A 14,496-nucleotide genomic window follows, 5' to 3' on the forward strand; every position below is an offset into this window, starting at 1 on the left:
TCCAGTTTACCATAACATGAGATACGATGCCTGTCCGAGACCATTAACAATATCGTAGTTTAGCGAAATAAATGCTACATACACCTTCATGCTATTTTTTACGTTTTTCCCGTGCAAAGGTATAGTTTCCTTCATATCTAGTTAGCCGTTTATCACTAAGCCAGTAAGTGATCGGAAACAGTCGATCGAGAAAATAGCGATCATGCGACACTGCAATAATAGTACCATCAAACTGTTCCAGCGCTTCCTCCAGCACTTCCTTTGACTCAATATCCAAATGATTCGTTGGTTCATCTAAAATCAGCAGATTGTGCTTCTGATGGACTAACTGTGCCAACCTTAGCCGCATCTGTTCCCCACCACTTAAACTGCTTACCTTTTGAAAAACGGTTTTCCCATAAAACAGGAACTTTGCTAATATCCCGCGGGCTTCCCCTTCCGTTACTTGAACCTGATCCCGGAATTCGTCCACTATAGTTTGCTCTTTGTTCAGTTCAAGCATATGCTGGGAAAGGGATCCAACCGATAGATTACTACCCCATTCAATAACACCGACGTCGACTTCTTCCATTCCCAAAATTGTGTTCAAGATGGTCGATTTCCCACTTCCATTTTCCCCGACAATTGCAACTCGCTCTTGAAAACGTACGTGCATAGTTAAATTGGAAAATAACTCCCTTTCATCAAAATGCTTGCTGGTGTTTTCCATAACAATGACATCTTTACCGCTGCGTTTTTTCATCTGAAAATCAAGATCAATCTTCTTTTGTTCCAAAATAGGTCTTTTTATTACCTCTATTCGGGCAAGTGCTTTTTCCATACTTTTCGCCCGGCGATGCAGTCCATCATTAGGCGGATTTGCCTGATTGGCCCATTCTTTCAATTTTTTAATGGTTTCTTTCATCTTCTTTATTTTCTTTTGCTGGTCCTGGTATTGCTGAAATTCCCGCAATAATCGTGTCTCACGTTCCTTTACATAGTCCGTGTAATTCGTCCGATAACGAATAAGCTCACCTTGATCCATTTCAAAAATGGAAGTTACCGTTTCATCCAAAAAATAACGATCGTGTGAGACAATCATAACTGTCCCCGTGTATTGCTTGATAAAGTCTGTCAGCCATTCAATTGCAGCTAAATCCAAATGATTGGTCGGCTCATCAAGCAGGAGCAAATCAGGCTCGGTTAGCAACAGTTTAGCTAATCCTACCTTTGTTCGTTCCCCGCCACTTAATTGCTGCCATTGCTTATCTGCTAAATCTACAATTTGTAAGCCACTCATGATTCTTCTTATCTGTGAATCAATTTCGTAACCACCTGCTGCTTGAAATTGTTCTTGCAGCATACCGTATTTTTCAACCAGACGTGTCAGTTTGTCCGGATCTGTTACAATAGCCATTTCGTTCTCTAAATTTAACATTTTCCGTTTCATTTGATTTATCGCTGCAAAAACATCATATAGTAACGTTTCAACATTTCTGCCATCCTCTACCTTGGGAGATTGTTCTAACAAGCCAACCGTTAATCCCTTTTTCCAGGTTACATTCCCCGCTGCCGGGTCTGCTTTTTGAGCCAGCAAATGTAATAATGTTGTCTTCCCTTCCCCGTTTCTGCCAATCAGGCCAATTCGATCTCCATCGTTTATTTCACATGTTAACCCACTAAAAATGGTGTTTGCACCGAATGTCTGCGTAACATCTTTTAAACTTGAAACAATCATATTCTCTTCCTCCGTATTGAAGAGACCTTCCGCATGAAAAAAAAAAGACGGCAGAGCAAACACTCCACCGCCTCATTAAAATTCCGTGTTCGTGGATAGATGTCTCTTACTGGTATCTTTTCCATATATTTCTATTCAAAAAGTACACACGTGTCCCTTGCGCAAAAATATCGGAAAAAATCGCATAACGCATCCAAAGATACGCTTTGAACTTCGTTATGCCACTACCAGTATGATTCAACTGATCCACCTCCCTTTTTATGTTATATTTAGTTTATTGTAAATATGGTTTGGAGTCAACTGAGAGGAGTAAATGAAAGTTTGCTTTTATAGACCTTTTTAATCTATGTTAATATGGTTGTAAGAAAAGTTGGTTTGTTTATATTCACAATAGTGCTTCAGCTTAAACAAAGGGGGTTTTTTGTGCTTCAAAAATTAACTAGATCCTCAACTAACAAAGCGTTATACGGAGTTTGCGGAGGAATAGCAGCGTATTTTGGTATCTCCTCTTTTCTGATAAGAATAATATTTCTCTTTACCTCAGGTGTATCCTTTTGGATCTATATATTTTTAGTTTTTGGTTTAGATGAAAGACCAACGTAAAGAGTAGCCTAGAAATTTCATTATCAGGCATATTAAAATGGAATATCAGGGGGTTCTAAGTGACTGAGAATAATAATGATGATTCATTTAAAAATATGAATGCCAAAAAAAAAACAGCAACAATTATTGGACTTACGCTTTTTATTATATTGGTAATCGCCTCCGTTTTAGGCATTTTCTTTTTTGGCTTTGCGGGAGTTTTTAAATTACTTGGTGTTCACTATCAATCGATTTGGTCATTATTTATTTTTGTTGTTAGTTTCTTTATTTTAGGGTTTGTGGTTGACTTATTTTTTGATGCTATAAGAAAGCTGTCTGTCCAAAACACAAGAGGAAATATGAAAGCATTTTTTATTCAAGTAATTATTGCATTTGTGGCGAACTGGATCGTCATTGTAACAGTAGATGCATTTATGAAAAGCATTACCCTCTCTTTAGGAACGAAGGCCATAATCGCATTACTATTAGCTATATTGGAATCTGTATTTGACAACAAAAAAAGTGCAAAGAAAAAAGCTACTTAGGAATTTGAATGAACTATTTAAATGAGCCACGCATTTAACAGCAACAATTCTTCAAGAATAGGAACTTTGGTGCGGAAGAAAAGTTATGTTTCAATTGTGCCAGATTGTGGAGGAGAATAAATCACGAAATGTTTTAGTAGGGGGGGGAGATATAATTGTAGTGTTATTTCTAAAATGGGTGCAGGTGAGTATGGATTACAGCACATTGATAAAGAGTGGCATGAAATTATTAATAAGGCAATGAACATACATGATAATGCCACACTGAAAGCATTACATTCTAATCAAGAGAGAGTAAACTCTGTTACAAGATTCTCAAAATATTTGTTTAAGATTTGTAATAATGGCCTGTGGTTTATTACAATATTGCAATATAAAACTTGAATATAATTTAATAAACAGCGCCAATCTGGAATAAAACTTAGCATAGTAGAAATGGGTCTGATTGAATTTTATAATAAATTTAAGCATTGATGAGCAATAATTTTCGGTAATAGAGGGAGCATAAAAATAATGAATAAAAAGGATTTGATTATCCTACTAACAGTATTTCTAGTTACTATATTTTTATCTGCCTGCGGGAGTTCATCCGCCCAAAACAATACAAATAGCAGCAATGAAGATAACGTTTCTGAAAAAGAAAATAACATTAATGTTGAATCAAGTAATAACAATGATAACGATGCAACATCAGATGAAAACACGAGCGTAGATTCCCCAAAAGGTCAGGAAAGTGAAGCATTATCCGAGTATTCTGCTGAAGAAATTGAATATGCCCGCGTTTGGTTACAAATTGTTGGGAATAAAAATACAAAGGAATTAAATGTTGAACATATTTCAGCAGGAGAACAAGTCAATCCTTATGATGATGATAGCGTCAATTATCTAGAAGATGTTATTTCATTGAGGGGCAAGATTATGGCAGATGGAGTAGTAACCTATAGCAGTAATGGGGACAGTACGATTAATTTATATAATGTTCCTTCACATTGGCCTAGCTATAAACAGATAGATAAATCTATGGGGGAATATACAAAAGATATTATCAAAAATACAAAGCAGATTTACATAGAACCAGGTGACGATGAAGAAATAATTAAGTTAATTAAAAAGATCAAGCAAAAAAGTATAGATAACTCTGGGACTCAAAGCGGTAATCAGGGTATTGAAATTGAAACAGACACCCCCGAAAAAGACCAGAAAGAAGCTATTTCCTTAGTTAGAGATTATATGCGTAATACCTATGATGATTTTGTAGAAGATAAAGACCACTTTCTAGCATATGATGGAGAGATAAAGGGCCACGTCATTGTAAGATATGCTACCTTAGTTTCTGGGCATACATCTACAAATGGGCGATATGCAGTAGACATTAATAGTGGTGAAATCAAAGACTTTTCTGGTGACCCACAAGATATTGACTAAAAAGAAAAGCAGGGATTGCTCAACTATCGGCGCTATTATTTAATAACTCAAGTTTCGGGGTAAAAAACTAGTCCTAAACTATGCTATACCTAGACTTTCTGCTAAATAAGAATCAATAAATCACAAAGGTCACCCCATTTAAGTGGCGAAATACGGGCTTCAGATCGTATTGAAGAAGGCCACTCAGACACGATTAAAATGAGTGTCTTGAAATTTTGTTGGGTATTTCAATCCAAAGCCAAACATTCTATCCATACCGATATGTGCCACCCAAATTAAGGCAATCATTAGAGAAGTATGGTTATTCACCAACATACCATACATTATTATTGCTACAGGGATGCAATACGTATGAAAAATATTATATAAAACGGATCCGACCTTATTACTTTTTAAATACCCAAGTGCTGACAAATCCGGAATAAACAGCAGAATGGCAAACAGGATTCCACTATATCCCAAATGAAAATAAAAATAAGTGCTTAATATCAGAACCGTCCATCCTTCCGTGTGCAATAAAATCTTATTCAAAACATCATCACCTCCTTCTATCATTGTTTTCTGGGAATCTGATCATTTTTTTGAAACACAACTATTAGTACCGACAGCTGCGCTCATTTACATAATTGTATAGATTTCTTGCACCGAAAAGTAATTAACTGTCTACCCCAGCAACCTCATGAAGCTACTGAAGCACTGGATGTAAGTTGTCGTTCGATAATGTTAAAATATAATAGATAATCCAGTGAATATGAAAAATAAATCTGGATTTATTGCCCGCACCAAGCCATAGCATTCGTGATCTTCATTCAATCAATGGTAATCGACCATTTTTACCCTCCATAAGCAGCTATCGTTTCCTTCAACCCTTCCCGGTATGGGGTTTTTGGCAGCGTACCTATAGCTGTTTCATATTTTTCCCCATTCAATAACACTGGATCTTCATTTAAATATTGCATTTCCGCAAATTCCCGCATTTGTTTATTAAACAGACCCAAAAACTAGATCATACGCTTCGTAATGGTATAAACAGATTTCTTATAACCGGTTATGGAACGCACCATTTGCATGATTTCCTCTCCGCTGATTACATCAGTCGCCGGTACATTCCAGCTTTGATCATAGGCTTTTTCATGTTGAGCAAGTTGCACAATAGCCTTTGCCCCATCTGGTGTGTAGATATGTTCTCTTTTTATAGTTTGTGCACCGATAAAGCCGGCTTTTTTGTTAGCTAGAACTTGTTTGAGCGTATAATTAATCTGCCCATTTTCTACACAGGGACCATAAAAGTCAGGAAAATGGACGATCATATAGAAAACTCCCGATGCTTCGATCAAACGCCCCATTTCCATGCGCAACTTCCCTTTTTCAGTGTGCGGTCTTTTGGGACATATCTCATTCACTTTCTCCCCGGGGTTTTTACCATAGCTATAAATATTATCGACTACCACCAATTTGGTTTGCCGACTTTTCACAACAGCAAGTATATTTTCCGTTAGTGGCAAAAGTTTCTTCGCCCATTCTCCATATGGCAAATTAATGGCATGAAAAATGATATCCACATTATTAGCTGCTTTTTCCAGCGAATCGCGATTAAAAGCGTCACCCGGATAAATACTAATATTTGGATTGTGCAGAAACATATTCTCCAGTTTTTCCTTTGAACGGGAAAAAGCAGTTACATCCATTCCCCGATATGATAATTCCTTCACAATGGAATAGCCCATCCCACCTGAAGCTCCTAATACTAATGCACGTTTCATTCTTTACATCACTTCTTTCATTAATTGACCAGTGTTCAAATTACCCTTAAAAAATAAAGTGGAGGTACCTTATTTTTTTGTCCACTCCAACAAGAGGTTTACATGGAATTCAGCCATCCCTCTGGCATCTTCATACGTTGTTACATGCTGCAAATAATGGGTAACAAACCCGTGTAACGATAAAAATATCGACCAAATTTCTCGAACCGAAAGCGACTTTTCACTTAGTTCGGCAACGTGACCAGCAAATGTTTGATACGTATTCATTGGACCTTGGTTCATGAAATTTCGTACCTCATCATCTTTAACTAGAAACATAATTTCATAATGACTCTGATGTGTAAGCCCAAACTCAATGTAGCCTAATAAAATATTTCGCAGTTTCTCGTAATCACTTAAATCTTGTTCTGCCAGATCTGCAACCTTTTCATCAAGCAAACGGAAATGATCCTCCACCAGTGCATAAAACAATTCCGCTTTATTTTTAAAATGATAATAAATCGCCCCATGACTGTAGCCCAGCTTCATTGCAATTTGCCTCATGGACACCAGTTGATAGCCTTTCTCCACGAATAAATCCCTTGCTGCATCCATAATCATATGGCGTGTTAATTCTTTTTTTACCGCTTTCCTAGCCGCCATTGTTTCCTGCCTCCGGTTATTATTTAACCACTGTTCAATTAAAAGTATATGGTGAGGTGTTATTTTTGTCAAGAAAAATAGGTAAGAAGGTTTAAAGTACCTGCTTCTTACCAGACTTTAATAATCATTCCAAACAATTCTTCCATTTTTGCCTTCATAATTAACCTTCACATTAAAATCATGCTTATGATAAAAATACGTTAACCGATCAACATGATCAAAATCACGTACAACAATATCGCCTGTTATATACTGGATATTCTCCTCACGAGCCATTTCTTTTAAATGCTCCATCAGTACCGATCCATATCCTTTATTTTGCTCCCCCTTGATGTCCGCAATATGCAGCGTATCTTCTCCTTTAAATTCTGCCTGGATTGCTGAATGCCATTTGCCACGAAACGGGGACTGGCAATCATGCAGCATTAATTGAAACATATCTTTCTGTTTATCCGCATAAATCACCACTAGTTGTTCATCCCTGGCCCGATCGATACTGATCACTTCTGATTTTTTAGCAATTTGTTTAATATTGTTTTGCATCCGGGCCAGTTGGATTTCCAATGTGTCCAGTTTTTCTTTTATTTCCGCTTTATCTTTTTCCTCTTCCAAAAAAGCCGAGTAAACCATTTTCATACCTCCCTTCTGCTAGCATTTGCGTTCATGTACACAAATTGCTATTGTACTAGAAGACAAGCTTGATTTTCAAGGGTTAATTTTTGAAAGGTTTATATCCGAGCAATTTAAGAAACTGCTTTTCAATTATCCTGGAATAAGGCATAATACCTTTCTTATACGTAAAGCCAGTAAAAGATTTCTCTTGGGATGATGAAGATCTTTCTTTACTGTATTGCTTTTAAGAATATCTTCATCAGTGTTGAAAAGGACCGAAACAGCTTTACAAACGAGTAATCCGTCATGTTTCCAAAGAAAGAGGGATTGTAATCTACCATGAAAGGAATTACAATGGGAACCAGAAATTTTCAGACCTTTTAAACTTTAAGCATACAAGCACAGGAAAGAAGGTAACCTATGAATCTCTATTATCGAATTTTGCTAAAGTTCGTATTAACAACCATTGGCATTATCCTGATAGCAGCGGTTCCTGCTTTGTTTCAGGGGATGAAATTGGACGTTTCCACGTATGTCGCCGGCGTGGAATCGATTGTTTCAAGTATCTTTCATCCAGGCACGATAACATATGAGCTTCACCAGGAGATGTATCCGCTATTTCCGGGGATTTGGGCGCGGTGGGAGTATTCCATCATGCTGCTTTTCCTTGCTTTTTTTGTTGCTTTTCTATTGGCATTAGCATTGACGTACGTCACCATGCTGCTGCCGAGAAAAGGGCGTGAAAAAATCAAGTTTCTCCTTTATCTGACCGAATCGGTCCCAGATGTGCTTGTGATTGGCTTTTTTATCGTTATCGTCATTCCGCTTTATAAACATACAGGCATTTTATTATTTAATATTGCGGCTTATGGCGATGAAAGAATTCTTATTCTGCCAACGATTGCGCTCGCTGCCCTGCCGACATTGCTTTTTTATCGAAACCTAATTTATGATTTCGAGGAGGAAATCTCTGAGTTATATATCGATGTTGCCAAATCCAAGGGGTTACGTTTTTATGAAGTGTTATTTTTCCATGTGTTACGAAATGCCATCATTCGTATCTTTCTTCAAGCAAAGTCTATTATCGGCTTTATGCTGTCCAGTTTGCTTATTGTCGAATATATTTTCGAGACGGATGGCATGCTGCGTTTCATGTTTGACCATTATTCACCAGAGATACTGACCGTGGGCCTGCTGCTATTATTTGTACCCATCTATGCGGTGCAGTCCCTGATGCAGATCATGATTGAAAAAACAACCGGCAGACAAGTGGAGGTTTAATGCATGCATTCAAGAAACAGGTTGAAAAAACTATTCAAGCATCCCTATTTTTTAGGTGGATTTATTTTTTTGGCGTTACTTATATCCGCCAGTTTGATTCATGGACTAGTTTTCCACGGGAAGATCCCGGTTAGCACATGGCTGTACAATAACGAGGGACAAATGATTGCAAAGGGACCCTTTAACCCGCTTGATGTACCCCCGCTTGGGACAGATCCGATAGGACAACACATCTTTTTCATCTTATTACAGGGTGCCAAATATACAATAGGAATCGCTGTTCTTGTCGCAGCACTAAGGGTGATCGTTTCATCTTTCGTTGGATTGATTTTTGGGGATTTCCTTTCTAGGCTGAATAAATATATTAGCGGGCTAGTGAATGGATTTTACTTTATCCCAACGGCATTACTCTGCTACATTCTTCTTTTTGATGTGATTGTATTGCCATCCGGATTTGTGGAGGAATACAGTTTTATGCAAAAGGTCGTCTTTGAGTTAATCATTTTAACTGTTGTTGCGATCCCGACCACTTCCCTGCTGATTGGCAATCAAGTCAATCACGTGTATAAAGAAGAATACATTACCACCGCAAAAACGCTTGGTGGAGGTCGTTTCCATCTATTAAAAAAGCATGTGCTTCCCTATATGTGGCCACGGTTGTTGATCCAATTTATCCAGGAAATTGTCCAGGTATTGGTTTTGTTAATTCATCTTGGCGTGTTCCATGTGTTGTTCGGCGGAACATTAGTAAAAGCTATCGATGATTCGCAAAATGCGTACATTTCTGTTTCCAGTGAATGGTCCGGAGTTGTAGGAAAAGGATTAGAGCATTTGGGGGGCTGGACATGGAACTTTTTTGGCCCGATGATTGCATTCATGCTTGTCATTCTTGCATTTAACTTTATGATTAAAGGGATGGAGGATGTTCTTCTCGGAGAAACTCGTATCGCTAAAAAAACGATGGAGCAACCTTTAACGAAAAAAGATGCGAAACGTAAACGAGAGGCTTTCAATTTTGCGTTTATCCATGATCACGGTGATCATACGGGAGCCAGGCGACCAGACACTCCTGAATAGATTACATGCCTGGCGCCCGCGCAATTATTCATGATACAAAAAGCAATTCCTCGTATGATCATTCACCATTCCCGTTGCCTGCATAAACGCATAACAGATCGTTGGGCCCACAAATTTGAAACCCTGTTTTTTCAAATCTTTGCTCATCTGCTCCGATTCTTCCGTTGAAGCAGGCACATCGGCATGGGTCTTCCAATGATTGTTAATCGGTTTACCATCAACAAATCGCCAAATGTATGAACGAAAGGTACCATACTCCTCCACTATTTTCAAAAAAGATTGTGCATTCGTAATGACCGAACGAATTTTACGTTCATTCCGGATTATCCCCGCGTCTTGCAGCAGTTCGTTTACTTTCGTCTCATCATACGCGCTTACCAATTGTGGATCAAACTGGTCAAAGGCGGCCCGATAATTTTCCCGTCGTTTTAAGATGGTAATCCAACTAAGCCCGGCCTGTGCTCCCTCCAAACACAACATTTCAAAAAGAGCACGGTCATCATAGGTTGGCTTTCCCCATTCATTGTCATGGTAGTGTATATAAATCGGATCTGATGTTACCCAGTCACAACGTGATTTCATGCTTGTGTCTCCACTTTATTTTCAGGATACGAAATCCAGTCGCTAAAACTTCCAGGGTACAGTTTTACATTTTCATAGCCTGCCATTTTCAAAGCCAATACATTCGGGCATGCGGATACCCCAGACCCACACGAGACAATAATTTCTTCCTGTTTCCCAAATGCCGCAAAATGGGATTGCAGTGACTCGATCGTTTTCCATTGGCCATTTTCTGCAAGCACATCTTTCCAAAAGTAATTTTTAGCCTCGGGTATATGGCCTGCTTTTGCATAAAGAGGCTCCGTTTTACCTAAGTAACGATCTTTAGCACGAGAATCCAATAACACAGCTGACCCATTGTTTACTTTTTCCTTCACTTCTGTCATCTGAACAATTTCATCCGAACGAACAAACGGATTGAATTGCTTTACAGTTGGAACCGGGACCTTGTTCGTTACGACATACCCTTGTTTTATCCATGCTGCTAATCCACCATCTAAAATATAGGCATGATCATGCCCGGCGTAATACAGCAGCCACCACAATCTTGCTGCAAACATATCATTATCCTGGTCGTAAATCACAACCGTTGTATCCTGATCAATTCCCACCTCTCCTAGTCGTTCGGCAAAGTCAGTCATATCTGGCAATGGATGGTTTCCCCCATGCTCTTGAACCGGACCTGCTAAATCTTTGTTCAAATCAAGATAAATTGCTTCCGGAATGTGACTTTCCTTATACGCTTTTTCTCCTGCTGCAGGTTCTGTCAATGAAAAACGCACATCAACGACTACCGTTTGCTCCGGATGTTGTTTTTGACGATTTGCCAGCCAATCAGGCGTTACTAAAACAGACATTGAAACCCCTCCCAAAAATACTTTCTATTCCTGCTTCCATCATAGCAATTTTGCCATATAATATTCATCTTTGAAAACTCCGCCGATGAGCAGGGAATCCTTTTTGACACCTTCCACGTCGAACCCTGCTTTCTTATATAACCCAATTGCTGCCTCATTTTCAACCGTTACCGTTAACTCTAATCGACGCAAATCTTGGCTTTTTGCCCAATGTTCCACAGTGGTGAAAAAGGCTGTACCAATTCCTTTCCCATGGTGTGCTTCTAGAATGCCAATTACTATATATGCGCTATGTTGAATCCGATTCGCTTTTCCGCCCATCGCCAGGCAATATCCAGCCAATTCTCCTTTTTCTTCAGCAACCAAAATGGATGAGTTCTCCCCAGCTGCACTTGTTGTAATCATCTTCCGCATCGATTCGACTGTCGTTTTTCGTTCACCCGCACCATGAAGCATATATGGACTCTCTGCTTCCACCTGTTTGACCAAATCTAGTAATGCTTCAGCCTCATTTTCTTTTACCACTCTAATCAATTTCATCCACCTCAGCTTCCTACGTATTTCTACAAACATGATACGATTTCCTGCTTAACATATTGGGAAAAATTCCGTCCCATGTGATATGCTTACATTATCAAAAAAGGAGATGATCTGCATGAAGGATGAACTTATCAAACGATTCACTACATACATCAAAGTTGACACCCAATCAACGGAAGATAATGACGCAACACCATCGACTCCGGGGCAATTAGAGCTTGCCGATATGCTTGTCAATGAATTGCGCCAAATCGGGATGGTGGAAGTAACGATTGATGAAAATGGTTATGTGATGGCAACCCTACCTGCTAATTCGGACAAGGATGTCCCAACCATCGGTTTCCTTGCCCATGTCGATACAGCAACTGACTTTACAGGGAAAAACGTCAATCCGCAAATTATCGAAAAATTTGATGGAAATGACATTCAACTTAACGAAAATGTTGTCTTATCAGCAAAGGATTTCCCCGAACTGCCGGGCTACAAAGGTCAAACATTGATAACAACAGACGGGACAACCTTGCTTGGAGCAGATGATAAGGCTGGTATTACGGAAATCATGACAGCGATGGAATATTTGATTAACCATCCGGACATCAAACATGGTAAAATCCGCGTTGCTTTTACCCCTGATGAGGAAATTGGCCGAGGACCGCATAAATTTGATGTGGACCGGTTCAATGCTGATTTTGCCTATACCGTTGATGGAGGGCCACTTGGCGAATTGCAATATGAGAGCTTTAACGCGGCAGGAGCGAAGATAACCTTTCATGGAAATAGTGTTCACCCTGGCACCGCTAAAGATAAAATGGTAAATGCCGGGCGGATGGCAGCGGAATTTATTTGTAAATTTCCAGAGAATGAAACACCGGAACACACGGAAAACTATGAGGGTTTTTACCACTTAATCTCTGTGAATGGGAATGTAGAAAATACGCAAGTCTATTTCATCATCCGTGATTTTGACAAAGATAACTTCGCCAAACGCAAGGAAACAATGGAAGCAAATGTACAAGCAATGAAAGACAAATATGGATCGAACAGTGTCGTTTTGCAGATGAAGGATCAATACTACAACATGGGCGAAAAGATTAAACCTGTCAAAGAAATTGTTGACGTGGCCTACCAGGCAATGGAGAACCTGGATATCAAACCGATCGTCCAGCCAATCCGCGGTGGCACGGACGGTTCCCAGCTATCTTACAAGGGACTTCCTACACCTAATCTATTTGCCGGCGGGGAGAACTTTCACGGGAAATTTGAATATGTTTCCGTTAACACGATGGAAAAAGCGACAAAAGTAATTGTGGAAATTTGCCGGCTGTTTGAAGAACAAAAATAAGAATAATCCTGCATCATAAAGTGAAAGCTCATTCCGCGGGGGGGTTCCCTTTCTTCCCCACGGAAACCAGGAGAACAAAGGCTAAGTTCACAACATCCTGTTGCAACGCCTTTGTAACCTGCGTCCTGCAGGCCCGAACAGAATCGGATCTTTACGGGCAGTTGACCCCCACTTATCTTTTTTCGTTTTGCCTCAAAATCTTGAAGTGGAGGTCTTACTGCTCGTTAAGGCGGGATAAACGACCATCAAATTACATGTTAGTTTGGTGGTCATTTATGATGACCATATTACATACAACTCAAACTACTAAATCCTCAAAAATATTGTCAGTATTTCCCGGGAAATAAAGAATAATAGCATTAATTGTCAAAATAGGTTACAAGTCCATAATTTCTGCACCTGTCAACGATTCCGTTATCCAATCTAAAATTTCTTATTACGTTTTTTCTACTCAAATGCTATAATAATACATGTTAAATTTTTCGTGGGACAAGAAATCGTCCCCGTACCTCAAAGGAGATTTATGCAAATGTTTAAAAGGGTTTTGCTTGTGATAGCTGTTTTCGTTGCAGGTACTTTCATATTAACGGCGTGTACGAAAGACGATGCTTCCAGTAAACGAGTGGATAAGAAGGTAGTATTACCTGATCCTGAACTGCACAAAGGAGCGACGGGCAAAAACACAACCGAACTAAAACAAGTATTAACGAAGCTTGGATATTCCTTATCTAAAAATGACACATTTGATACCGACACTGTGGTGGCTATGAAAGATTTTCAATCACAACAGGTAGGCTTAGCTGCCTCAGGGGTTTATGACGCAGATACGAAAAAGTGGCTGGAGCGTGCTTTGAACGGAACCTTTAAAGTGAAGCCTGGTAAAGGGTATTACAAAGATAATATCACAACAAGTAACAAAAAAGCTATTACCGTGACAAACCCGAATGATACGCTTGTACTTGTGAATAAACACCATGTATTACCAGCTGATTACGAGCCAGATGATTTAGTTATCCCAAATGTCCGGTTTCCATTTACAGAGGATATTCCCAAAAAGTATATGCGTAAAAAGGCAGCTCATGCCTTGGAAAAACTGTTTGCGGCCGGTGATAAAGCTGGAATTAACTTATTTGGACAATCCGGTTACCGCTCTTATGACCGGCAACAATCGGTATTTGATGCATATGTTGCGGAAGATGGCAAAGCTGCTGCCACTAAATATAGTGCACAGCCTGGAGAAAGTGAACACCAATCGGGACTTGCCATTGATGTAACCAGTCCGGATATCAATTATGATATAACAGAATCATTCGCAGACACTGACGAGGGCAAATGGCTAAAGGATAATGCTCACAAATACGGGTTTATCATCCGTTATCCCAAAGACAAAGTAAACATTACAGAATACCAATACGAACCATGGCATATTCGTTATGTGGGAAAAGATGTTGCCAAAGTAATCTATGAAAAACACATAACACTTGAAGAATATCTTGGGGCTGCATAATGTTCGTTCAAGACAGATGTAGCATATATTCAGCAGAATTTTCCG

At 39.2% G+C, this 14,496-nt stretch carries 16 protein-coding genes and 1 pseudogene; 8 read left to right on the forward strand and 9 right to left on the reverse strand.

Going from position 1 to position 14,496, the window contains the following annotated elements:
- Nucleotides 1-91: 91 nt before the first annotated feature.
- Complete coding sequence (gene abc-f, locus WMZ97_RS10325) at nt 92-1,717, reverse strand: ribosomal protection-like ABC-F family protein (RefSeq protein ID WP_343272001.1); 1,626 nt, start codon at nt 1,715-1,717, stop codon at nt 92-94.
- 106 nt (nt 1,718-1,823) lie between these two features.
- Nucleotides 1,824-1,967, reverse strand: coding sequence for an RAxF-45 family protein (locus WMZ97_RS21895; RefSeq protein ID WP_405027674.1), 144 nt, complete (start codon nt 1,965-1,967; stop codon nt 1,824-1,826).
- 104 nt (nt 1,968-2,071) lie between these two features.
- On the opposite strand from WMZ97_RS21895, the gene WMZ97_RS10330 reads away from it, so the two are divergent.
- From WMZ97_RS10330 to WMZ97_RS10340, 4 genes are all read left to right on the forward strand, one after another.
- Nucleotides 2,072-2,320 (forward strand): PspC domain-containing protein, encoded by a 249-nt coding sequence (locus WMZ97_RS10330; RefSeq protein ID WP_343272002.1) that lies wholly within the window; start codon nt 2,072-2,074, stop codon nt 2,318-2,320.
- 59 nt (nt 2,321-2,379) lie between these two features.
- On the forward strand, nt 2,380-2,844 hold the full coding sequence (locus tag WMZ97_RS10335; protein WP_343272003.1) for a YrvL family regulatory protein: 465 nt from the start codon (nt 2,380-2,382) through the stop codon (nt 2,842-2,844).
- A 174-nt stretch (nt 2,845-3,018) separates the two neighbouring features.
- Nucleotides 3,019-3,228 (forward strand): hypothetical protein, encoded by a 210-nt coding sequence (locus WMZ97_RS21900; protein WP_405027675.1) that lies wholly within the window; start codon nt 3,019-3,021, stop codon nt 3,226-3,228.
- A 129-nt stretch (nt 3,229-3,357) separates the two neighbouring features.
- Nucleotides 3,358-4,269, forward strand: a complete 912-nt coding sequence (locus WMZ97_RS10340; protein ID WP_343272004.1) for a hypothetical protein — start codon at nt 3,358-3,360, stop codon at nt 4,267-4,269.
- Nucleotides 4,270-4,452: 183 nt separating this feature from the next.
- Here WMZ97_RS10340 and WMZ97_RS10345 read toward each other — a convergent pair whose 3' ends face one another.
- The 4 genes and pseudogenes from WMZ97_RS10345 to WMZ97_RS10360 form a co-directional block, all read right to left on the reverse strand.
- Entirely contained in the window at nt 4,453-4,800 is a 348-nt protein-coding gene (locus WMZ97_RS10345; protein ID WP_343272005.1) for a DUF4260 domain-containing protein, read from the reverse strand.
- 302 nt (nt 4,801-5,102) lie between these two features.
- Nucleotides 5,103-6,032: pseudogene (locus WMZ97_RS10350) on the reverse strand (SDR family NAD(P)-dependent oxidoreductase).
- Nucleotides 6,033-6,101: 69 nt separating this feature from the next.
- A complete protein-coding gene (locus WMZ97_RS10355) occupies nt 6,102-6,674 on the reverse strand; it encodes a TetR/AcrR family transcriptional regulator (protein ID WP_343272006.1) in 573 nt (190 codons plus the stop codon).
- 117 nt (nt 6,675-6,791) lie between these two features.
- Nucleotides 6,792-7,304 (reverse strand): GNAT family N-acetyltransferase, encoded by a 513-nt coding sequence (locus WMZ97_RS10360; RefSeq protein WP_343272007.1) that lies wholly within the window; start codon nt 7,302-7,304, stop codon nt 6,792-6,794.
- Between the two features lie 402 nt (nt 7,305-7,706).
- Here WMZ97_RS10360 and WMZ97_RS10365 point away from each other — a divergent pair, with 402 nt between their 5' ends.
- Nucleotides 7,707-8,567 (forward strand): ABC transporter permease subunit, encoded by an 861-nt coding sequence (locus tag WMZ97_RS10365; protein ID WP_343272008.1) that lies wholly within the window; start codon nt 7,707-7,709, stop codon nt 8,565-8,567.
- 3 nt (nt 8,568-8,570) lie between these two features.
- On the forward strand, nt 8,571-9,644 hold the full coding sequence (locus WMZ97_RS10370; protein ID WP_343272009.1) for an ABC transporter permease: 1,074 nt from the start codon (nt 8,571-8,573) through the stop codon (nt 9,642-9,644).
- A 24-nt stretch (nt 9,645-9,668) separates the two neighbouring features.
- On the opposite strand, the gene WMZ97_RS10375 is transcribed toward WMZ97_RS10370, so the two are convergent.
- From WMZ97_RS10375 to WMZ97_RS10385, 3 genes are read right to left on the reverse strand one after another with little or no spacing between them, the layout of a single operon-like run.
- Nucleotides 9,669-10,226, reverse strand: coding sequence for a DNA-3-methyladenine glycosylase I (locus WMZ97_RS10375; RefSeq protein ID WP_343272010.1), 558 nt, complete (start codon nt 10,224-10,226; stop codon nt 9,669-9,671).
- On the reverse strand, nt 10,223-11,062 hold the full coding sequence (locus WMZ97_RS10380; RefSeq protein WP_343272011.1) for a sulfurtransferase: 840 nt from the start codon (nt 11,060-11,062) through the stop codon (nt 10,223-10,225). Before WMZ97_RS10380 ends, WMZ97_RS10375 begins: the two co-directional genes overlap by 4 nt.
- 39 nt (nt 11,063-11,101) lie before the next feature.
- Complete coding sequence (locus tag WMZ97_RS10385; protein ID WP_343272012.1) at nt 11,102-11,602, reverse strand: GNAT family N-acetyltransferase; 501 nt, start codon at nt 11,600-11,602, stop codon at nt 11,102-11,104.
- A gap of 115 nt (nt 11,603-11,717) precedes the next feature.
- Here WMZ97_RS10385 and pepT point away from each other — a divergent pair, with 115 nt between their 5' ends.
- Complete coding sequence (pepT, locus tag WMZ97_RS10390) at nt 11,718-12,944, forward strand: peptidase T (protein ID WP_343272013.1); 1,227 nt, start codon at nt 11,718-11,720, stop codon at nt 12,942-12,944.
- A 529-nt stretch (nt 12,945-13,473) separates the two neighbouring features.
- A complete protein-coding gene (locus tag WMZ97_RS10395) occupies nt 13,474-14,451 on the forward strand; it encodes a M15 family metallopeptidase (RefSeq protein ID WP_343272014.1) in 978 nt (325 codons plus the stop codon).
- Nucleotides 14,452-14,496 lie beyond the last annotated feature (45 nt).

This window comes from Lentibacillus songyuanensis (genome assembly GCF_039548255.1).
In the GTDB taxonomy this organism is placed as follows: domain Bacteria; phylum Bacillota; class Bacilli; order Bacillales; family Amphibacillaceae; genus Lentibacillus_C; species Lentibacillus_C songyuanensis.